Annotated in this window: 11 protein-coding genes and 2 tRNA genes; 7 read left to right on the top strand and 6 right to left on the bottom strand. The window is 59.2% G+C overall.

Going from position 1 to position 21,444, the window contains the following annotated elements:
• Positions 1 to 282: 282 nt before the first annotated feature.
• Both D0Y96_RS14745 and D0Y96_RS14740 read left to right on the top strand, forming a co-directional pair.
• Positions 283 to 1,011 carry a response regulator transcription factor gene (locus D0Y96_RS14745; RefSeq protein WP_252263812.1) on the top strand — a complete coding sequence of 243 codons (729 nt, stop codon included), beginning with the start codon at positions 283 to 285 and terminating at the stop codon, positions 1,009 to 1,011.
• Positions 998 to 2,437, top strand: a complete 1,440-nt coding sequence (locus D0Y96_RS14740; protein ID WP_252263811.1) for an ATP-binding protein — start codon at positions 998 to 1,000, stop codon at positions 2,435 to 2,437. Before D0Y96_RS14745 ends, D0Y96_RS14740 begins: the two co-directional genes overlap by 14 nt.
• 36 nt (positions 2,438 to 2,473) lie before the next feature.
• Here D0Y96_RS14740 and D0Y96_RS14735 read toward each other — a convergent pair whose 3' ends face one another.
• Positions 2,474 to 2,995: a histidine phosphatase family protein gene (locus D0Y96_RS14735; protein ID WP_199480337.1), complete on the bottom strand. Its 522-nt coding sequence runs from the start codon at positions 2,993 to 2,995 to the stop codon at positions 2,474 to 2,476.
• 493 nt (positions 2,996 to 3,488) lie between these two features.
• Here D0Y96_RS14735 and D0Y96_RS14730 point away from each other — a divergent pair, with 493 nt between their 5' ends.
• On the top strand, positions 3,489 to 6,098 hold the full coding sequence (locus D0Y96_RS14730; RefSeq protein WP_158562403.1) for a TonB-dependent receptor: 2,610 nt from the start codon (positions 3,489 to 3,491) through the stop codon (positions 6,096 to 6,098).
• Between the two features lie 138 nt (positions 6,099 to 6,236).
• On the opposite strand, the gene D0Y96_RS14725 is transcribed toward D0Y96_RS14730, so the two are convergent.
• The 3 genes from D0Y96_RS14725 to D0Y96_RS14715 all read right to left on the bottom strand — a co-directional run bounded on the left by D0Y96_RS14725 (position 6,237) and on the right by D0Y96_RS14715 (position 8,533).
• A complete protein-coding gene (locus D0Y96_RS14725; protein WP_147325077.1) occupies positions 6,237 to 8,102 on the bottom strand; it encodes a lysozyme family protein in 1,866 nt (621 codons plus the stop codon).
• Between the two features lie 159 nt (positions 8,103 to 8,261).
• Positions 8,262 to 8,351 (bottom strand) — tRNA-Ser (locus tag D0Y96_RS14720).
• 95 nt (positions 8,352 to 8,446) lie between these two features.
• Positions 8,447 to 8,533: transfer RNA gene (locus D0Y96_RS14715), tRNA-Leu, on the bottom strand.
• A 173-nt stretch (positions 8,534 to 8,706) separates the two neighbouring features.
• Here D0Y96_RS14715 and D0Y96_RS14710 point away from each other — a divergent pair.
• The gene (locus D0Y96_RS14710) at positions 8,707 to 8,946 is read left to right on the top strand and encodes a hypothetical protein (RefSeq protein ID WP_117301346.1); all 240 of its coding nucleotides are present in this window, start codon (positions 8,707 to 8,709) and stop codon (positions 8,944 to 8,946) included.
• A gap of 11 nt (positions 8,947 to 8,957) precedes the next feature.
• Here D0Y96_RS14710 and dnaG read toward each other — a convergent pair whose 3' ends face one another.
• Positions 8,958 to 10,730, bottom strand: coding sequence for a DNA primase (dnaG, locus tag D0Y96_RS14705; protein WP_117301344.1), 1,773 nt, complete (start codon positions 10,728 to 10,730; stop codon positions 8,958 to 8,960).
• Positions 10,731 to 11,940: 1,210 nt separating this feature from the next.
• Here dnaG and rpoD point away from each other — a divergent pair.
• On the top strand, positions 11,941 to 13,629 hold the full coding sequence (rpoD, locus tag D0Y96_RS14700) for an RNA polymerase sigma factor RpoD (RefSeq protein ID WP_117301341.1): 1,689 nt from the start codon (positions 11,941 to 11,943) through the stop codon (positions 13,627 to 13,629).
• A 92-nt stretch (positions 13,630 to 13,721) separates the two neighbouring features.
• Here the strand turns inward: rpoD and D0Y96_RS14695 are convergent, their stop codons facing one another.
• Entirely contained in the window at positions 13,722 to 13,973 is a 252-nt protein-coding gene (locus D0Y96_RS14695) for a hypothetical protein (protein ID WP_117301339.1), read from the bottom strand.
• Positions 13,974 to 14,754: 781 nt separating this feature from the next.
• Between D0Y96_RS14695 and D0Y96_RS14690 the strand changes: the two genes are divergently transcribed.
• Complete coding sequence (locus tag D0Y96_RS14690; protein WP_147325076.1) at positions 14,755 to 17,340, top strand: hypothetical protein; 2,586 nt, start codon at positions 14,755 to 14,757, stop codon at positions 17,338 to 17,340.
• Between the two features lie 657 nt (positions 17,341 to 17,997).
• Positions 17,998 to 21,399: a TonB-dependent receptor gene (locus tag D0Y96_RS14685; protein WP_117301335.1), complete on the top strand. Its 3,402-nt coding sequence runs from the start codon at positions 17,998 to 18,000 to the stop codon at positions 21,397 to 21,399.
• Positions 21,400 to 21,444 lie beyond the last annotated feature (45 nt).

Here is a 21,444-nt window from a genome sequence, read left to right as displayed (position 1 = left end):
GCCACAAGCACTCGCATCTGAAGACCTCCAGAGGTTTTGCGGCGCTGATCTCCTGGATTGGCATTAGCCTCGTCCTGACATTTCTGTTTTTCACCTTCGCCATTGTTTTATTTCAAGCCATCGATACCCTGCGAAGGTAGATCGTTCCCACATGGAGCGATGGCCGCTTCAGATCTGCCGGGGAACCTTTGACAAGCGGCTGCGCAGGCAGGAGTTGTTGCTTATTTCCCCCTGATTCTGAGGCCTGCGGATGGTGGAGCGGCCACTTCGCCGATCCCAGTCATGGAATTTTCATCTTCCCGAAACCTGACAACGATAGTCTGCACGTCATTCATCATGAATGTATTACTCATCGAAGATGACAGGCGTATTGCCGAACTGGTGGAGCGTGGCTTGAGAGAAGATGGTCACTGTGTCTCCGTTTCGCATAACGGGACTGAGGGCGCAGCGATGATGCTGGAGGGCGAATATGACGCCGCCCTACTGGACATCCTTCTTCCTGGCATGGATGGCTTTGCCGTTCTGGAAAAAGTACGCTCACAGCGTTGCCGTACCCCAATACTGGTGCTCACAGCGATTGATGCCGTACCGAAGGTGCTTGAGGCATTCGATCTGGGCGCGGACGATTACCTGGTCAAACCCTTTCTGCTGGAGATTCTGCTGGCACGCGTGGGAGCCATCGTGCGGCGTGTACAGCCGACTGTGCCCGCTGTACTTCAGGCTGGCGGCGTGACACTCGATCGTAGCCGGCGCCTTGCCATTCGAAACGGGAAACAGATTCCGCTTACCCGTAAACAGATGGAGCTGCTGGAAGTGCTGATGCGACGGGGTGGTCTTGTGACATCGCGGGAAGAACTGATCGAGGCCGGATGGGGCAGCGCCACCGAAACAAGAGAAAACACGCTTGATGTTTATATCCACAGCCTGAGAAACAAGCTGGAGGAGAAATCAGAGAATCGACCCCTGATTCGCACGATTCACGGCATCGGATATACCTTTGTGGTCGATTGAAATGCGCGCGCTGCCGATCCGGGTCAAACTCACACTGTGGTATCTGCTGGTGACCTTCGCAGGGGCACTCCTCTTCAGCGTCATCTCTTATGGCGTGCTGGAATACGCCTTGCTGCAGGAGAAAAAGACACATCTGCTGGGGCGCGAAGAACGGCTGATACGACTGCTCCAGGACAATGAGGAGCAGCACCTTCAGGCTTCGCTGAATGAGCAGTTAAGCAACTACGCACTGGTTACCCACGAAGGAAACCTGTTTTTGCTGCGCAGACTGGACGGTAGTTTACTGTTTCCCTCTGACCCGAAGAGTGCAGACTGGATCGTATCGGCTCCGGTTGATTGCGAAAAGCGAATCTTTCAGATGCTTCAGCTTGTGGATGGCCCTGCGCTGGCGATGTGCCATGCGGTTGCGCTCGATGGCATCCCTGCGAACCTGTACGTGGGCAGCTCGCTGGATGTGGAATTCAACATACTGCGAACCTATCGCAATGCGCTGTTGTTTCTTCTGCCGGTCATACTCATTCTCTCGTCACTCAGCGGCTACTTTCTGAGTCACCGGGCCATGGAGCCCGTGGATCGTATGACCAGAGCGGCAGTAGAGATTGGTATCGGGAATCTTTCCGCTCGTCTGCCTGTACCCGCAGCCAGGGATGAAGTGCAGCAACTGGCTGAGGCGTGGAACCAGCTGCTGGGCAGACTGGAGGCCGCAGTTTCACGGTTGAGCCAGTTTTCCGCAGATGTTTCTCACGATCTCCGCACTTCTATTACGGTGATGCTGGCAACGGCGCAGCTTTCTTTGCACAGACACCGCACGGAGCGGGAGTACCGCAATGATCTGGACCGCATTGTGACGGAGTGCCGTACGGCTTCGACCCTGCTCGATGCGTTGCTGTCACTGGCCAGGAGCGGCAACTTCATGCAGGAAGTCTCCTTTCAACGCATTGACCTCTGCGACCTGGTGGTAAGCGGATGCCGACGCGTGGAAGATCTGGCAGAATCGAGCGGCATCCTGCTGGACTGGCATCTTCCAGATGAGCCCGTTTTGATTGAGGGAGACAGACAGCTGATGCAGCGGCTGCTGGGCATTCTGCTCGATAATGCCATCAAATACACACCGGAGCATGGCGAGATCCACGCGGAGGTACTTGCCAGCGTTCACGATGTGGTCGTTATCGTGCGCGATACAGGCATCGGCATGTCACGCGATGTTCGTGAACAGATATTCGATCGCTTCTACCAGGCTGATCTTCGCGAAAGAAAGGCGCAGGCCGGATGCGGCCTGGGCCTCTCTATTGCACGCTGGATTGCCGATGTGCATCGAGCCGAGCTCACAGTAGAGAGCGCACCACTGGAAGGCTCTGTATTCAGCATTCGGTTTCCATTGATATCAGAAGAGCGGCAGACGCGGCCTCTCGAGTATGCGATGTAATTTCAGCAGACGGCAGGGCCCGGCACGGTTGCACTGTCAGGGCAACGGATTTGGCTCGTGGATGACCTTTTGCACCTGCAGATGTCCGGCCGAATCGTAGCGAAGAAGGATCACCCAGTCGAAGACAGAGTCAGGCCAGACGCTACCGGGGAGCAAGGCGGAAGGGTCTGCTCCGAATGCTTTGAGCAACGCAGGAATTTTACCGTGCCGCCAGGCAATCAGGACGTGATCACCATGAGGTTCCGTTGAGAGCGCATGAACCAATGCAGCGGGTTCATTTGTGGGGAATTGCGTGTTCAGCGGAATGCCGATCGCGCGGCTGAGTGGCTCGAGCGTAAGCCGAGGGCGCACACTGTTTGAGGAATCGGCTCCGGCGTAGAGAGCATCGATCTGAATCGCCGCTCCGTCTGCCCGAAACGGGTTGAAATACTGCGCATATTTCTTCGCACGAGCAAAGCCCTCCGGCGTGAGGCTGGGCCCCGAGGCGGGCTTTTCGGCGTGACGAACGATCAAAATAGTTGTGTTTGCAAGCCGGCTCTCCCGATCCTGCGCATGCAATACTGTCACGGAACAGAGAAGCGCGGCGGCAACCAGAAGAACGGTAAAGCGAAGCCGGATGTGGCGAGGATTTCTGAGAAATCTCATACGGGACTCAGGGTGTCACATGCACCGCATAGCGGCAAGTTTGCAGCCGATATATTTCGCTATAGCGGTATTTCGCTGAAAACCTGACATTCCGACCGCAAAAATCCTGAAGCGTATCTTAAGAAAATCTGAAGTCCACTCAGAAGATGCGGCAATACTTCGGATAGCGCAGATACGTCAGGGGCAGAGTGATTCGGCCCGCGAATCTCTCCTGACAGTGACGCAAATTCTTCAAATCATACGAATTCTGCCGGCAAGATCGGCCCGGTACGATTCACGGTCGGATGTGACAGTGCCCCAGGGCGTCTTTCACATAGTTCCCGCTTCCTTCATGTAACGGAATATTCACGCTGCGACGTTAGGTTTGCGAAAGTTGCCGTACTTTGAAGAACCATTTGGAGGAAGAGTGAAGACGCTTTTAAGGCGCAGCCTTGCTGCGTTGATTTTAGGCACCACCGTGCTGGCCAGTGGAGCCTTGTCGAATACATCATTTGCTCAGGAATCTGCGGGGGCATCCATCACCGGCACCGTAACGGATCTTTACGGGAATGCCATACAAAAAGCCTCGGTTGCTGTCAAAAACGAATCCACAGAACAGGTACAGCAATTCACCACGGATAATCAGGGCCATTTTGTGGCGGCCGGCCTGGCTGCCGGAAGCTACGACGTAACGATCAGCTCCACAGGTTTCGCGACCACAACGAAAACAAACGTCGCGGTCGCTGCCGGCCAGCTGCAGAGTCTTTCTGTACAGCTCAAGGTCGGATTGCTGTCACAGAATGTGGAAGTGGAAGCTCAGGCAGTGAATTCTATCGCTGCGCAGCATGCACTTTCGCAGGGCTCGCTTGATACGGAAGCACCGAAATCGGAGATCAGCAGCCGGTTCATCCAGGAATTTACTCCGCCGACTTCCGATTACTCCGAGATCATTCAGATCGCGCCCGGCACATTCAGCTACAACTCCAATGGCATCGGTCTTGGACAGGGAACGACTTACTTTCGCGGGTTCCCGGATGGCGATTACGACATCACGTGGGACGGCATTCCGTTTGACGATACAAATACGCCGACCCATCATTCCTGGGCTTTCTTTCCGGGACTCTGGACCGGCGGTGTGGATTTCGATCGCAGCCCTGGAACCGCTTCGACCATCGGCCCCAGCACCTTTGGCGGTTCCATCAATCTTCTTTCGAAGGACGTACCTGGTGAACAATCAGTTCAGCCTTCTGTCTCGTATGGATCATTCAATACGCTTTTAATCGATGGGCAGTACAATTCGGGCTTCTTCGGTCCGAGCAAAAGGATCGGGCTTACGCTCGATGTGCACCGGATGACTTCGGATGGATTTGAGACCCTGAATGATCAGACCCGCAATGCGGGCGATATCAAGGTGCTTTACAAGCTTTCTGATCGCACCACGATCACCGGCTACAGCGGCGTCATCCGGCTGAGCACGAATACACCGAACAATCCCCCGCTCCGCGCCCAGGTTGCAGCATACGGCTGGAATTATCTGCTGCAGAACAACGACTCAACCAGCGCGTTCTACCAGAAGTACAACACGTATAACCTGCCTACGGATTTCGAGTATGTCGGTGTGAATTCCGACCTGGGCCACGGCTGGCTGCTGGATGTGAAGCCGTACACCTACAGCTATTACAACGCGCAGTATTACGCTAACGACAATCCCAATGATTCGACGGGACTGGCGAACGGTCCGAACAGCTCCACTAACTGGATATTCGAAGGACCGGCGGGCAGTAATACTGGCTGCAATAACCAGGTGAAGAAGAAGACATACATGGCGCTTCCGTGCGCGGTGGACAAGCTGAACAGCTACCGCAAATACGGCGAGACATCGACGATCAGCCAGGTTTCAAAGTATGGCGTCTTCCGCACAGGGATGTGGTACGAGTGGGCCACGACAAACCGCTATCAATTTCCGTCTGATCCGATCACGCACATCGATCAGGCATTGCCGAATTTCCACGAGCACTTCTATACGAACTCCTATAACCCCTACGCGGAATATGAGTGGCACGCCACGAAGAAGCTCACGATTACTGCCGGCGATAAGTATGCCTACTACAACATGAACCTGACACAGTATGCAGACGACGGCAAGATCGTGGGAAGTCTGCAGGGCAGAGCATCGGTTAACTCCTCCGGCGGTTTTGGCAGCAATCTGCCATCCGCAGAAGCTAACTATAAACTGACGAATAACTGGTCGGCTTATGGGCAGTTCGGCAAAGGATCGGAGATTCCGCCGAGCAGCACCTTCGATGTTGCGGGTGGCGGCCAGGAAGTGGGCACGCTCCCCAAACCAACGGAAACAACGACCTACCAGGGCGGGACGGTAGTGAAGCTGAACCGTATGACGCTTGACGCAGACTATTTCCGCGTCAAGTTTCAGAACAATTACGTTTCCAATGCGGTCGCCAATCCGAATAATCCAGCTTACGACCTGAACGAGTACTACCTCGGGCCGGACTCGATCACCGAAGGGTTTGAGGCAGAGGCCAATGCGTTTCTGGGATATGGCTTCAACGTTTATGCGAACGGCACGGCAGGGAAGGCAACGTATACCGGCACGGACGTGCCCTCAGGTCTGTATGTGGCTGACGCTCCCACCTATACGCAGTCACTCGCCGTCACGTATGAGGATCACGGGCTGGATCTGGGAGTGATCGAAAAACGCGTCGGCGATCACTACAACGATAACGGAAGTTATCACAACCAGGTATATGACGCACCGTTTAACAACGTGAATCTGTTCCTGAACTATACCCTTCACAATCACTCGATCTTCAATCAGTCGAAAATCAGCTTCAGCGTAAACAATTTGTTCAACGATGAGAGCATTCTGGACGTGGCATCAAGCAATGGCCCGGCTAAGGTGAATGGCTCAGCCTACATTGCCACGACGGCCGCCTCACCACTGGATCAACTTAGCCTGACAGCGGGGCGCAGCTTCATGTTCTCGCTTCGTGTCGGCATCTTCCCAAACCACAACTAATAACCGAGCCGCACCTTCCCAAAGCCGGTGGAGGAACACTTCCACCGGCTTTGCATTTGGGGGCAGCATCAGACCTTCGAAGCCACCTGTTCTGAAAAGGGCAGCTTCCGCAGGGAGGCTTTGGGGCCGGGCAGGCTATCAGGCTTCCATCAGTTTGCCCCGGAACAGTCTTCCCCAGCCTTCCAGATCCTGCAGCATGGTTGTTCCAACGATGGCTGCTTCCGCACCCAGATCCTGAGAGACGAGCGGGCGGCTGATATTCAGACGGGCGACCCTGATTCGGGAGTGCTCCAGCTCAGAGATCATGTAGCGCGATTGTTCGGCCAGCAACTGGAGTTCCGCATAACTGCGGATGGCCAGACAGGCCGCGGAGATTCCCGGCAATATGATGGCCATGACGGCGAGGGCCAGAACCATATAGGGAAGCCCATTGATGGCTTCGCTGCCGACCTTCAGAATGACACACAGGAGCACAATTCCGAAGGCCAGGCCGCCTAACCCTTCAAACCTCTCCGCCGCATTGAGGGACATCTTTTCCCGATCGCGATGATAAGTGATCTGCTCGTCGATCAGATGCTGCAGCATGGCGCGCGCCGTCTCATTGTCCATCTTGGAGGCCTGAGGTAATGGCGCCGAACGCTGCATGGCCGCAAACAGCCAGGAGACCCAGGAAAGCCGCTGCGTGTCTGCCAGGTGCTGCACGTGCCCGATGGACAACGACCAGCCGAGCGATGCCAGAGTCTCCTGTTTGCGGAATAACTCCGCCAGCAGCCGATACTCTATGGATCGCTCATGCCATTCATATCGAAGCGATGCCCAGACAACGAGCACGATGAAGATCAGTGTGGCCAATTCGCATACCGCCAGGACACGCGACCACTCCTCTTTTACCCGGAGCAAACTCAACGCGAGTGCTCCGATGATGACGGACAGGGTGGTGAGAGAAATCACCCAGACGTAACTTGATCGATATCGCGCCGCATACTGGCTGGCCCGGCTGTCTGCAGTCTGATAGTGGCGAAACCAATACCGGGCGATCGGCTCGACCGGTTCGTGGACCTGAGGATACCGGGGTTTGCAGCCGGATGCCCACGCCATGAGCTTCGAATATGTCTTCCAGATCGGATTACTCGGTTTCGGCTCTTCGGAGAAGTAAACGGAGGCTGGCGAGACATTCTTCTCGCGATGAACAGATGCGAGACGCCCGATCCAGTTGTTATGGTGCCGGCGTACCCGGGGGGGAGCTGGAATCAGCCGCGCCAAATGTGTATGCAGTTTCTGTTCAGGGGACTCACTGACAGGCAATGGGTCGCGCAGATCCTGAATATCGGACAGCCAGATGGGATCCGCCTCGCGCTCAGCATGAATCCACCAGATGGGGACGCCGGAGACTGCGGCATAGTGGACGATGTCGGCCGTACCTCCCCGGCCATTACCGTGTGAGCCGTCCCAGACTGCGATCAGAAGGTCGCAATGTCTGACAACAAAACGGCCAACCGCTTCATACGCATACGCTGAAACGTCCTCTCCGGAGGGCTCAGCGTTGCGCCTGCTGTCGATCGTCATCTGAGCAGACGACTGCGCGAGCAGATGGCGAAACTCTTCGAGATCCTGATGCGCGGCGAGAGGAACTTCTTCCGGATGATCTTTGTCGGAGCCGGTAAAGTCCTTCTCGTATTCCGCCTGCGCAAAGGGCATAGGCACGGAAAGGTCGTAATGCAGATCAAGAGCAGCCTGCGCTGCGAGCCGGTCTGCTCCGCGGGCGAGGGGAGAGAACATGTGCAGCTCCGGGGCCAGTTTCCCCTCCTTAGAGGGTGCGTAGGACTCGGTCACGGCCTTTTTGACGGCGAGATGCTCCATCTGTTCTTTGGCGAGAGCAAGTACGTGACTGAGCTGGTGCTTAATGCGGTTCAGCTGATCGGCACGAAGTTTCCGGGCACCCGTAATCCCGATACGCAGGGCAAGAACAGGGCGTGCTGGCCGGCTGTCCTGTTTTTCGGCCATGGTGGACGCGCTCCTCTGAAGCTGGTCACGACAGCAGGAATGTTGGGGGACCTCTGATGAGAAACCTTACATGGCACTGCCCGTTCCTACAAGCAGCAGCATCTGTTTACAGAGGCTGGATCATCGAGGGTGAGACGATGCTGTTCCGGACCTGGTCTGTGGCGGAGGGAGAGGGATTCGAACCCCCGTTACCCTTTCGGGTAAAGCGGTTTTCAAGACCGCCTGTTTCAACCACTCACACATCCCTCCGCGGTGTCGGATCACTTTAAACCACTGAAAGATCAGGCTGAAGGATATCCGATGCGGATTTCGAACCGTCAATGCCGGCGAAATACAGGATTCAATGGTGCCGAAGAAGGGACTCGAACCCCCACACCCTTGCGAGTACATGGACCTGAACCATGCGCGTCTGCCAATTCCGCCACTTCGGCACAGTAGTCTCCAGCACGGGTCGTCTGGACGGCAGTCATTCACAGTGTTACAAAGAGCTCGCGGCGTGTCAAACCAGATCGCAGTTCCACTGCTTTGCATCTGAATCGTTGATGCTCCCACTCCATTTCCCTGCCCTTTCAGTCCGAAAGGCTCTCGCGAGGCAACGTATCTGATGGCTGACAGCTCTGAAACGAAATCGATTCCGCAGGTGCATGCAGAGGAGATCCGCCGCCTGATTCATGACCTGGGCAATGCGCTCGAAATCGTCCTGCAGACCAGCTTTCTGCTCGGAACGGTCGAGATGGACGAGAGCGCGAAACAGTGGAGAGGCATGCTCGATCAGGGTGTGCGCCAGGCCGCACAGGTCAACAGCCAGCTGCGCGATTACCTCCTCAGCCACACGCAGAGCTGACGTGTCTTCACTCAGTCCAGCTCGCGGAGACGGCGATCGACGGCGAGTTTTGCCGCGGTGAGGCGCAGGACTTCTTCCGCGTTGCCTGACTTTTCGGCGGCATCGAGGGCGGCGCGAAGAGAGCGCTGCTCCTGCTGGAGCGAAGCGCAGCGAAGGTTATGGACGGCGGATTCGACCTCTGCCGGGGACGGCTCGGTGTCGTGAACGGAGACGAAGAGGCTGGCGAGGATCTGGCGCTGCCCAGGGGTGGTCACGGCTTCGAGCGGATCGGAGCCGGCCGGGCGGGCGCGAAGCAGACCCAGGATCTCATGCACATCGCTGCGCATTCTGGCGAAGTCGGATTCGTGCTGACGGTATCCGGCTTCGGCGGCGCGGTGCGTCTCGCTGACGTGAGGCGCGGCGAAGGCCTGGAGCAGAATCTGCTCGGCGCGGGTAAGCGGATAGCTGCCGGCTGAGCCGAGCGAGTCACGGCGCTTACTGGCCGCCTGCCGGAGCTCTTCGCGGACCAGAGCTGAGTCGATGCCGAGGGACTGCGCGGCGTCGGAGGCAAACTCGTCGCGGGCGATGCGGCTGGGCAGGCGGCGGATGTGCGGGAGCAGGTAGTTGAGCGCGGCGATCTTCGCATCGGGCGTGCGCGGCGGATGAAGATGGCGGGCCCGCTCGATGAGGTAGTCCTGATGGCGGCGGGCGCTGCGCAGGGCGGCGATGTAGTCTTTGACGCCGCGCTCGCGGATGTAGCGGTCGGGATCAAGGCCGCCTTCGAGAGTGACGATTTTGACCTCAAAGCCTTCTTCAGTGAGCAGGGCGATGGACTTTTCGGCGGCATTCGCTCCTGCGGTGTCGGGATCGAAGTTGACGATGACGCGGGTGGTGTATCGGCTGAGGAGGCGGACCTGCGCCTCAGTGAAGGCGGTACCGCTGGTGGCGAGGATGTTGGTGATTCCGGCGAGGTAAGCGGAGATGCAGTCCATCTGGCCTTCGACGAGGACTGCGAAGTTGTTGTCGCGGATAGGCTGGCGGGCCTTGTCGAGATTGAAGAGGACGTGGCCCTTGGTGTACAGCGGGGTTTCGGGCGAGTTGAGATACTTGGGGCCGGCCTTGTCGCCGGATTCAAGAGCGCGGGCGGTGAAGGCGATGACCTTTCCGGATTCGGCGGCGATGGGAAAGGTAACGCGCCTGCGGAAGCGGGCGTAGAGCGGGCCGGGCTTGCCGCCTTCCTGCTCTTTGAAGGAGAAGAGGCCGGAGGCGCGGAGGGTGTCCATGTCGGCGAGGGATTGCAGGCGCTCACGCAGGGCGTGGAAGGAGTCGGACGCGTAGCCGATGCGGAAGCGGGCGATTCCCTGGTCATTCAGCCCCCGCCCGGTCAGATATTCGCGGGCGGTCGCGCCTTCGGGCGAGCGGAGCTGCTCCTCGAACCACTGGGTTGCGACCTCATGCAGCTCGATGAGCTTGCCGCGCTGGCGGTGCTCGGCGGCCTCTTCGGGTGAGGAGAAGTCGCGCTTCGGAAGCGGGATGCCGCACTTCTGCGCGATGATGCGGACGGACTCGGGAAAGCTGACGTTCTCGATCTTCTGAATGAAGGTGAAGACGTCTCCGGACTGGCCGCAGCCGAAGCAGTGGAAGAACTGACGGGTGGCGTGGACGGAGAAAGACGCGGTCTTTTCGCCGTGAAAGGGGCAGAGGCCGCTGTAGTTCTGGGCTCCGGCCTTCTTCAGACGGACGTATTCGCCGATGATTTTGACGATGTCGGCCTGCTGCTTGACGGTCTGGGCGAAGTCGGACATTTCCGATGGCGTGACGGACAGTTACAGGGTACAGGGCGGCGGGACGGGCTGCGAGCCGGTCCTTCCGCGGTACTTCTCCGTTCGCCTTGCAGCGGCATTTTCTTTTTGACCCCATGCCTCCGGTAAGTCATTTAATTTCATGGATATACGATGGGATTACCAAGGTTATCCCAGGCTATCTTCATGATTTATCAGGGTTTCGTTTTTTGGAAGGGCGGATTCGCTTATGGCGTGACCTCAGCTTCCATTGTAAGGAAATGAGGGAAAGATCATGCCAGATTTTTCTGTCTGTAAACGGTTTTGATTTGTTGGGTTTATGCGGGATTTTAGGGCCGGGTGGGTTGACAGGTGGATTGGCACGAGTGAGATGGTCCGGTGCTTCTACCGGATCTCGCTGGCGCGAGACGAGATGTGTTCCGTGGCTATGTCGCACAGGGGCTGAAGCCCTTTGGTTTCTGAAACTGGTTCGGCACGGCTGAAGCCGTGCCCTGATACAAAGCGATGACGCCTCCCACCTTAGCGCACGGACACCACGTGCGCCGGGGACCCTGGTTCGCGAAGGTGGGGCACCCTGGTTCTTCTGAGGGAAGAGAAAATGCAGATCCCTCGACTTCGCTCGGGATGACAAAGGGGAAGAGTTTCCAGTCCCATGTCCGGAAAGACGGACATGGGGTACCCGGCTTCTACCGGTCTCGCTGGCGCGAGACGAGATGTGTTCTGTGGCTATGTCGCACAGGGGCTGAAGCCCTTTGGTTTTTGAGCTGGTTCGGCACGGCTGAAGCCGTGCCCTGATACAAAGCGATGACGCCTCCCACCTTAGCTGCGCGAAGGTGGGGCACCCGGGATTCTGCAAGCCCTTTCTCTCCCGCTTTTCTCACACAGGCCAGGAAGACTTGTGCGGGCCAGATGTCATCCGCGTCATCTACGGGAAATGTGGCGGGCGGGATGAAACAATTTCGGTTTTTCCACATCTAAGTATTTGAGGATCTGCGAGAAAACTCAGGGCTGCGGGAGGGAGAGCAAAATGTGTATGTGCTCTCAAAGTACGCCGGAACTGCCTCCCCGGCATGATATTCTGGAAGTCTTTGGTGGACGTGCGCCCTTGCCCCGCGACTAAGCTTCGCACCGGGATTTTGCCCACTGGCTTCGACCGCACCGCGTCTCATCCAGACAAACAGATCCGAACATCGATTGCGGGAGACCAATCCGCTTGGCCATTGAAGACAAATACGAAGAAGATATCCAGAAACTGATCGACGTAGGCAAGGAAAAGGGCTATCTGACCTACAACGAGGTCAATGAGCTCATTCCTGGCGACATGAATTCCCCGGACGATCTGGACGATCTGATCACCACGATCGGCACCCAGGGAATTGACCTGCTGGAAGGCGGCCCGAAGCTCGGCGGCGACCGCGATGAGTTTGAAGGCGAAGAGGGCGAGGATGTCGAGCTCGACCTGACACCGGGCACGCTGGAAAAGACGAACGACCCCGTCCGCATGTATCTGCGCGAGATGGGCACGGTACCGCTGCTGACGCGCGAAGGCGAAGTAGAGATCGCCAAGCGCATCGAGCGCGGACAGATGCGCGTGATGAAGGCGGTTTCGCGCTCGCCGATCGTGATTCGCGAAGTGACGGCGCTGGGTGAAGACCTGAAGCGCGGCGTACGCAACATCAAGGAAGTGGTGATCTTCGACGAAGAGGAGATCACGGAAGAGATTCTGCAGGCGCGGGTACGGCAGACGGTGAGCCGCATCGATGCGCTGGTGAAGCACCAGAAGAAGGCGCAGGCGCTGGACGAAAAGCTGGCGACGATCAATCCCAAGGCGAAGGCGAAGGAGCATCGCAGGACGCGCTGGGGCATTGCCCGGGAGAAGATCTACGTTACGCGCATTGTGCGCGAGCTGCGCTACACGAACCAGGAGCGCAAGCGGCTGCTGGACAAGGTCAACAAGACTGTCGACGCCATGCGCATGCTGGAGCGGCAGATTCGCTCGCTGGACCAGAAGTTCGAGCAGTCGAAGAGCGAGGAGCTGAAGAAGGAGTACCGGCGCCAGCAAAAGAACTGCCGGACCGACCTTGAGAAGCTGGAGCAGGAAGCCGGGCTGTCGATTGCCGAGCTGAAGCGCACGCAGCGCGAGATCATCCAGGGCGACATGGATGCCGAGCAGGCGAAGCGCGAGCTGATTGAAGCCAACCTGCGGCTGGTGGTCTCGATTGCGAAGAAGTATACGAACCGCGGACTGCAGTTTCTCGACCTGATTCAGGAGGGCAATATCGGCCTGATGAAGGCGGTGGACAAATTTGAGTACCGCCGCGGTTACAAATTCTCGACGTATGCGACGTGGTGGATTCGACAGGCGATTACGCGCGCCATTGCCGATCAGGCGAGAACGATCCGCATTCCGGTGCACATGATCGAGACGATCAACAAGCTGATCCGCACGTCGCGGCAGCTGGTGCAGGAGCTGGGCCGCGAACCTACCTCGGAAGAGATCGCGCGGCGGATGGATATTCCTGTAGCCAAGGTGCGCAAGGTGCTGAAGATTGCACAGGAGCCGATATCGCTCGAAACGCCGATCGGCGAAGAGGAAGATTCGCACCTGGGCGACTTTATCGAAGACCGCCAGGCAGTTTCGCCGTCCGATGCCGTGATCAGCGTGAACCTGAAGGAGTACACGTCCCAGGTGCTGCGCACGCTGACGCCGCGTGAAGAGCGCGTGATCAAGATGCGCTTCGGACTCGAAGACGGCTCGGAGCACACGCTGGAAGAGGTGGGACAGAGCTTCCAGGTGACGCGTGAGCGCATCCGGCAGATCGAGGCGAAGGCGCTGCGCAAGCTACGGCATCCGTCGCGGTCGCGCAAGCTGAAGGCGTTTGTGGATAATGTTCAGGAATAACAGGCAACTGCAGAAGAAGCATTTCGGGGCCACCAGACGGTGGCCCTTTTACTTTTTCTGCGCCCGTTCGAGGGGCGTGGGGAGGGCCTGACTTATTCGTGGACCGGCGCGCCGCCCAGCAGCGCCGCCGCCGACATATTGGCCGGACCGGACCACTCGGGCACATTGAAGGAGCTGCCGGAGTGCGCTGCGGCAGTGCTGACGAGTCCGTGGTGGTTGATGAGCGCGCAGCGCACCTCTTCGAGGGCGTTGTGCCGCTCGGCCTCGGATTGTCTTTCGAAATAGAGTGCGAAACTCTGGCCGCAGATGGGGCATTCAATGTCGGCATGGAACTGAGTGGGCATGCAAAGAACCTGCATAAAAGCTTTGTCCCCTTTGAGGGAGTGAGATGCAGGAACCATAGAGGACGGCTGCAAGGGGTGGATATGACGCTGAGGGTACATCGGCCTGCAACTTTCGGGTCGCCGGGTGCGGCCTGGAACGCGGCTTTCGGCTCCGCGAAGCATCCGGATTCTGCGATCCCCATGTTCGAACAGACGGATATGGGACACTCTCTTTCAATTTCTCGCTTTCATTCGCCGGGGCTGAAGCCCCTTTTTTCTCATATCTTTATTCCCCCGGCTAAAGCCGGGGGCTTCTACCGGGTCTCGCTGGCGCGAGACGTTCCCACCTTAGCTTCTCCACCCCAGCGCAGGAACACCGCGTGCGCCGGGGACCCCGGTTCGCGAAGGTGGGGCACCCTGACTTTTCAGGGGGAAGAGAAATGCAGATCCCTCGACTTCGCTCGGGATGACAAAGGGGGAGGGTGTCGGGATGACAGGGCGGGGATGGAATATTCGGAAACCGTCCCTCAGCGGCTGAAGCCGTGCCCTTCCCACCTTAGCTGCGCGAAGGTGGGGCACCCTGACTCTTCGGAGGGAAAAGAAATGCATATCCCTCGACTTCGCTCGGGATGACAAGGAAAGGGTTTCAGTCCCATGTCCGAAAAGACGGGCATGGGGCACCCCGGCGGCCGGCAATTTCGGTCTGTTACAGGCAGGTCATTCAAAATTCATGCCGTGCGGAGATTTCCTGGAAGTTTTCCCTGGGGGAGAACCGCTGCCCACTACAATGAACAGCATCGGTATGAGGCATTTTCCCTGGCTGTTGCTGCTGGTCTCGACGATTGCCGGAGCGCAAACGCTCACCTTTAACGACGCCTCGGTTCTGCAGGCTCACCCCAAACGCATTGGACACAATGTCGGATCGCTGTCGTATTACGACAACAGCCAGGTCTTCAAAAACCTGCTGGGGACGGGGAATCCGGGCTTCGAGCCGTTCTCGATCCGGCAGATCTGGCCGTCGGGAGACGAGGGGACGCGCACGACCTTTGTTTCGCCGGACTCGTATGACCCGGTGGCGGAGGATTACTGGAAGGGCGCGGAGTTTTCGATTGTCCAGTCGCAGAGGCATGGGGCGGAGCTGGGGTGCTCGGGCACGATTGCCGGGAATTCGCGGAGCGACTTCCGGAAGGGCCAGGGGGTGACGTTCACGTTTGCCGCTCCGTGCGCGGCGGCGACGGCGGCGGGCGATGTGATGATCGTGTCGAAGGTGACGGACCCGACACCGGAGGCGGTGTGGGAGGGCGACCGGAGCGCGGGCAGCAACGGGCTGGCGGCGGTGCAGATTCCGAGGGGCGGAAAGCTGACGTCGCTGACGACGGGGCTGTGCGCCGCGTGCGGGACGCAGTCGCTGGTGATGGATGCGACGGCGCCGGGGTCTTCTTCGGGCTTTACGCTCTACTACGACAATCTGCAGATCGCGAATACGACGCCGGATATTTATGTGCTGCACCGGGGGACGTACCAGCTGTCTTTTGAAGCGAAGATTACCGCGGGGAGTCCGCAGCTGCGGACGTCGCTCGAGAGGCTGAGCACGAGCTCGAACCGGCTGCGGTGCGCGCCGTTTGCTCCGAAGCTGACCGGGCAGTGGGCCGAATACACGGAGAACTGCGAGGCGGCCGAGGTGGGCATTGCAACGGGCGATGCGAACTGCGTGGCCGGCGGCAAAACGACGGACTGCACGGCTCCGGGACCGGGGATGTTTACGGTTGCGGTGACCGGGGGCGCGGTGGCCTTCGACAATCTGAGCTTCCGGAAGATCTCGGGGCAGAATCCGCGGAATCCGTCGGTGTTTCGCGATGAGGTGGTGGATACGCTGGTCCGGTCGGGGTCGCAGGTGCTGCGCTTCTGGGGCAGCCAGAATGGCGAGACGGCATGGAACTGGACGCAGCCGGATCAGGCGATGGGACGGGCGTACTCGGGCACAGGCTTTTATAACGAGGGCATGGGCGAAGGCATCAGCCTGAACGATTTTCTGGTGCTGTGCGAGACGGTACAGAAGATCTCAGGCAAGCCGGTGGTGCCGTATATCGAGCTGCCGGTGACGCTGGAAGGGGACGATCCGGTGAACCTGACGGAGTTCCTGGATGCTCCGGCGGTGACGAAGTACGGCGCGAGGCGAGCGGCGCTGGGACAGACGCAGCCGTGGACCTCGGTCTTCAGCGAGATCGATCTTTCGTTCTGCAACGAGTGCTGGAACTTTGCCTTTGCCGGGCAGAATCTGCCGTGGCGGAAGAACGCGACATACTACGGAGATTATTCGGAGAGGGCGCACGCGATCTTTCAGCCGATCCGGACACGGGACCCGTATTTTCCTCCGGATGTGATCAGGCTGGGCATCGGGTTTCAGACGGCGACGACGTTCCAGGCCGATCTGGCGATTGAGAATGTGTGCGGACCGAAGAAAGACGGATGCCCGGATTATGCGGAGATCAATGCGTATACGTCGCTCGGGATGAGTCCGCCGTCGATGGATGCGGCGTGGGCTTCGGCGCTGGTGGAGCCGTACAACAACATCTATAACCCGCGGTCGCAGACAAAGGTATATCAGTCGCTGAAGGACTATCAGAATCTGCATGCCTGCGGGCCGAAGGGGACGTCGCGCTGCGAAGTGGCGGTGTATGAGGAGAACAACTCCACGATGCAGTCGTGCGGGACGAAGTGCACGCCGCCGGCGCGCAATCTGACCCAGGACGAAGAGGACGAGCTGACATCAGGAGCCGGACAGGGCATCGTGGCCGCGCTGGAGGGGCTGCTGAACGAGCGTGCAGGCATTCTGAGCCAGGCGTTCTTCACGCTGACCGGGGTGTACAACGGCACGTCGAATCCGCCGGATCTGTATGCCAAGCTGTGGGGCGACGTGGTGGACATGGGCGGGGCGACGGAGAATGTGCGTCCGCAGTTTCTGGGAGTGGAGCTGGTGAATCACGCCATCGAAGGCGAGATGACGGACTGCGATTTCACGTCGGGGCTGCCGACGTACGATTATCCGGGCGATCCGGCGGACAACGATCAGCCGGCGATGGATCATGTTCCGTGGCTGTATGCGTTCTGCTTCAGGAGCGGCGCAGAGCGCAGCTTTGTGCTGATCAATACGAATCCGCTGACGAGCTATACGGTCGGTTTTGCGGGGACGGCGGCGCCGCAGGGGACGGTGAAGGTGATGCAGTATGCGCCGGGCGCGCTGAATCTGATGAACGACTCGCGCACGGGCTCGACGACGTACCTTACAGCGGCGACGGTGGCGCTTACGAACAGCACGCTGTCGAGTCCAGCGTCGGTGACGGTGCCTCCTCATTCGGTGACGGCGTATTCGTTCCGCGCACCCTGAACCGAATCATGAGTCTGTTTTCAGGCCGGGGCTGAAGCCCCTTTTTTCTTTGATGCTTTATTCACCGGGTCTCGCTGGCGCGAGACGGGAGGTGTTCCGTGGCTATGTCGCACAGGGGCTGAAGCCCTTTGATTTTTGAGATTGGTTCGGCACGGCTGAAGCCGTGCCCTGATACAAAGCGATAACGCCTCCCACCTTAGCTTCTCCACCCCAGCGCACGAACACTACATGCGCCGGGGGCCCCGGTTCGCGAAGGTGGGGCACCCTGACTCTTCTGAGGGAAGAGAAAATGCAGATCCCTCGACTTCGCTCGGGATGACAAAGGGGAAGGGTGTCGGGATGACAAGGAAAGGGTTTTCAGTCCCATGTCCGAAAAGACGGACATAGGGCACCCTGATTCAATACTCCCTTCCCACCGAGGCTGCGCGAAGGTGGGGGCACGCCGGGGGCACCCCTGGATGCCGCCGGTTACGGACCGGTATCCTGCTGAGCCGATATAATTCCCACCGGCGAACGAAAGGCTGAGAAAAGAGCCGGTATTTCGCCCGAATGTAAACGTTACGACGTGGATTGGGCCATTTGATCGCGGATCGCAGAACATACAGCCGTTACACCTTCCGGCAAACAACACAGCGTGGCAGACGAGGTTCGGGGCTGATGCTCTGCCTGCTCGCCGCATGCCTTCTTCTGACTCTTCCCCTATCGGCGCAGTCGACGGCGATTCCCGTGTGGCAGGGCGTGGTGCGCCAGGTATCGGGCCAGCCGGTGGCCGGGGCCACGGTCGAGCTTGCCCTGCAGGACAACCGGCGCGCAACCACGACGAAGGCGGACGGCAGCTTTTCTTTTGTGAACATTCAGCCAGGGCGCTACCTGCTGACGGTGCGGGCGCGGGGCAGAGCGGCGAGTGTGCCGCTGCCGATTGATCTTTCAAGCGCGCAGGGAGTGGCCGCGCTGACGCTTACGGATGAGAATGTCCTTTCGATTCCGGGTAAGCCGCCGCCGAGCGACTCAGGCACGAAGCCGGCTGCGACCGGAGGCGAGCAGCTTTCGAGCCAGTCAGTGAGCGAGCTGCCGCTGAACAAGCGCGACATCAGCCAGCTGCTGCTGCTGGCGGCGGGCACGATGACGGACAGCAACGGCGCGACGAACTTCACGCAGCAGTTTGCCATCAACGGGCAGCGCGGCGTGGAGGCGGCCTTCGCGATGGACGGCGCGGATATCAGCGATCCGGAGATGGGCGGCGCGACCTTCACCAACTTCAATGTGGATGCGGTGCAGGAGATTCAGTCGAGCTCGGGGTGGATGCCGGCGGAGATCGGACGCGGCGCTTCAGGGTTTACGAACATCATCACGCGCTCGGGCAGCAGCGGCTTTCATGGATCGGTCTTCGAGTTTGTGCGCAACTCGGCCTTCGATGCGCGCAACTACTTCGATCATCCCTCGATCGCGGAGCCGGGGCGGATTCCGCCCTTCCGCCGCAACGAGTTCGGATTTACGAATGGCGGACCGGTGGTGCTGCCGCACCTTTATGACGGACGCGGAAAGACCTTTTACTTCGGGCAGTACCAGGGCTTTCGCCAGGTACTGGGCACGACGCAGGTGCTGCCGATGCCGACCGCTTCAGAACGCGCGGGGTTCGATACGGTGACGTATGCGGATGGCAGCACGGATACGCTGACGGTTCCGGTGAATCCGCAGATTGCCGCGGTCCTGGCGCGGTATCCGATGCCGAATAATCCGATGGGCACGTATCAGGCGCGGACGTATGCGGCTCCGTCGAAGGTGGCCACGGACGCCGATCAGTTCTCGATCCGGCTGGATCAGAAGCTGGGCGAGAAGGGACAGTTCTTCGCGCGCTTCAACTTCGACAACCTGACGGGGCCGACGACGAATCCGGACCAGACGACGATCGATCCGAGCTTCGGCGTGCAGTATGTGGACCGGCAGCGCAATGTGGTCTTTACGTACACGAGGACGGTTTCGCCGCGCTTTCTGTGGGAGTCGTCGCTGAGCATCACGCGCACGACGCCGTCGTTCCCTACTCCCAACCGGACGGACCCGGCGCTGAAGTTTAACGACGGGCTGTATGAGGCGTTCAATTCGGCGGCGGGGTCGGTGATGTCGTCGTTTGGAAATCTGTTTCAGGCGCGGCAGAACTTTACCTGGACGACGAAGCGGCACGCGCTGAAAGCAGGCGCGGAGGTTCGCCTGAACCGCGACACGACGTATTTCGGCATCAGCCCGAACGGGGAGTACGACTTTGGCGGAGGCACGGTGTATTCGCCGATCTTTATTCCCTCGATGAGCGGAACGCATGACGTGCAGCCGGGCGATCCGCTGCCGGATACGCTGAGCAGCCTGCTGATCGGCTATCCCTACTCGTACACGGTCGCGGTGGCGCCGCCGTATTTTTCGAACGGAGCGCATATCGGACCGGCGGCGATCAACCGCAACAACTTCACGGTGTATGCGCAGGATACGTGGAAGCTGTCGGAGCGATTCGTGCTGGACTACGGGCTGCGCTACGAGGTGTACTCGCCGATTTCAGAGCGGGCGCATCGCACGTCGAGCTTTCTGGATGTTCATCCGCCGGCGGGCGTGAGCCAGCAGTATCTGATCAATCCGCAGCCGGGATACCGGTTCGGATGGAATGGATGGGGGCCGCGCGTGCAGCTGGACTGGCGCGCGACGAGCAGGCTGCACATACATGCCGGCGGAGGAATCACGGTGATTCCGCCGAATATCTGGCAGGATAATTTTCTTACCGGCTCGACGCCGTTTGCGGTGTATCCGCGTGTCAACACGGCGAAGAACGGGCCGATCCGCTATGGCTTTCAGATCACGCCGGCGCAGCTGCCGCGCGTGTACACGCCGGCGGGGCAGGATATTTTCGCGAGCAGCGACACGAAGAAGGTTCCGGCCAACACGGTGATGGATGTGGACCGCTACCAGAAGGACATGGCGGCGCTGTCGCCCGATCATCAGCTCTCACTGCTGAACATCAGCGCGGTGGACCGGCACTTCGGCAACGGCTTTCTGCAGACGTGGACGCTGGGCGCGGAGCGGCGCTTCGGCGGGCTGACGGCGGATGCGGCGTATGTGGGCACGGCGTCGTACCGGCTGCCGCGCATCTCGTATCCGAACGGGTATCCGGGCGCAGAGCCGGCATTTGCTCCGTACACGCAGTTCGACGCGTCGGGCGCGGTAAGCGGCGGATTCGGCTTTGAACAGGTCATCACCGACAACTCGCACTCGTCGTACCACGCGCTGCAGACATCGCTGTCGGGCACGGCGGGACATGGCGGACCGGGGATTCAGGCGAGCTATACGTGGTCGAAGTCGCTGGACGACACGAGCACGGTGACGGGCGGCACGGGCTCGACGGGCGCGGTGACGATTCCGTCGCCGCAGAATCCATTCGATACGCACCCGGAGAAGGGGCCGTCGACGTTCGATACGGCGCATGCCTTTACGCTGAGCCTGGCGCAGGACCTGCACGCGGAGAGCCTGGGCTTTCTGCATCCGGTGAGCCGGAAGGTGACGGCGGGGTGGGAGATGCTGAGCATCTCGACGATCACGAGCGGCGCGCCGTTCACGGTGTACTCGGGTATTCAGCAGACGGGCGTGGGCACATACGGCGCGGACCGGCCGGACCAGATTGCCAAACCGCATCTGTCGACGACGCACAGCGCGACCCGGCCGCGCGAAGACTACTTCGGAGAAGGGACGAACAACGCTTCCTTCTTTCATATTCCGACCGGGATCGCGGGCGGGACCGGGCCGAACTCGGGACGCTTTGGAACGCTGGGGCGGAATACGTTTCGCGGACCGGCGTATTACGACTTCGACTTTGCGTTCATCAAAGACACGCCGTTCGGCCACAGGAGAAGCGGCGCGGAGCTGATGGACCTGCAGTTCCGCTCGGAGCTGTTCAACCTGTTCAATATCGTGAACATGGGTCTGCCGGCCAATACGATCAAGGGATCGGGCTTTGGAGAGATCAGCAAAACGGCGGGGACTTCGCGCCAGATTCAGTTTTCGCTCAAGCTGATCTATTAAAACTGATCCGCTTCCAAAACCGGATGGGGGCTCGTACACTGAGGC

Source organism: Paracidobacterium acidisoli, assembly GCF_003428625.2.
GTDB lineage: Bacteria > Acidobacteriota > Terriglobia > Terriglobales > Acidobacteriaceae > Paracidobacterium > Paracidobacterium acidisoli.
This window is presented reverse-complemented; position numbering and strand designations above follow the sequence as displayed.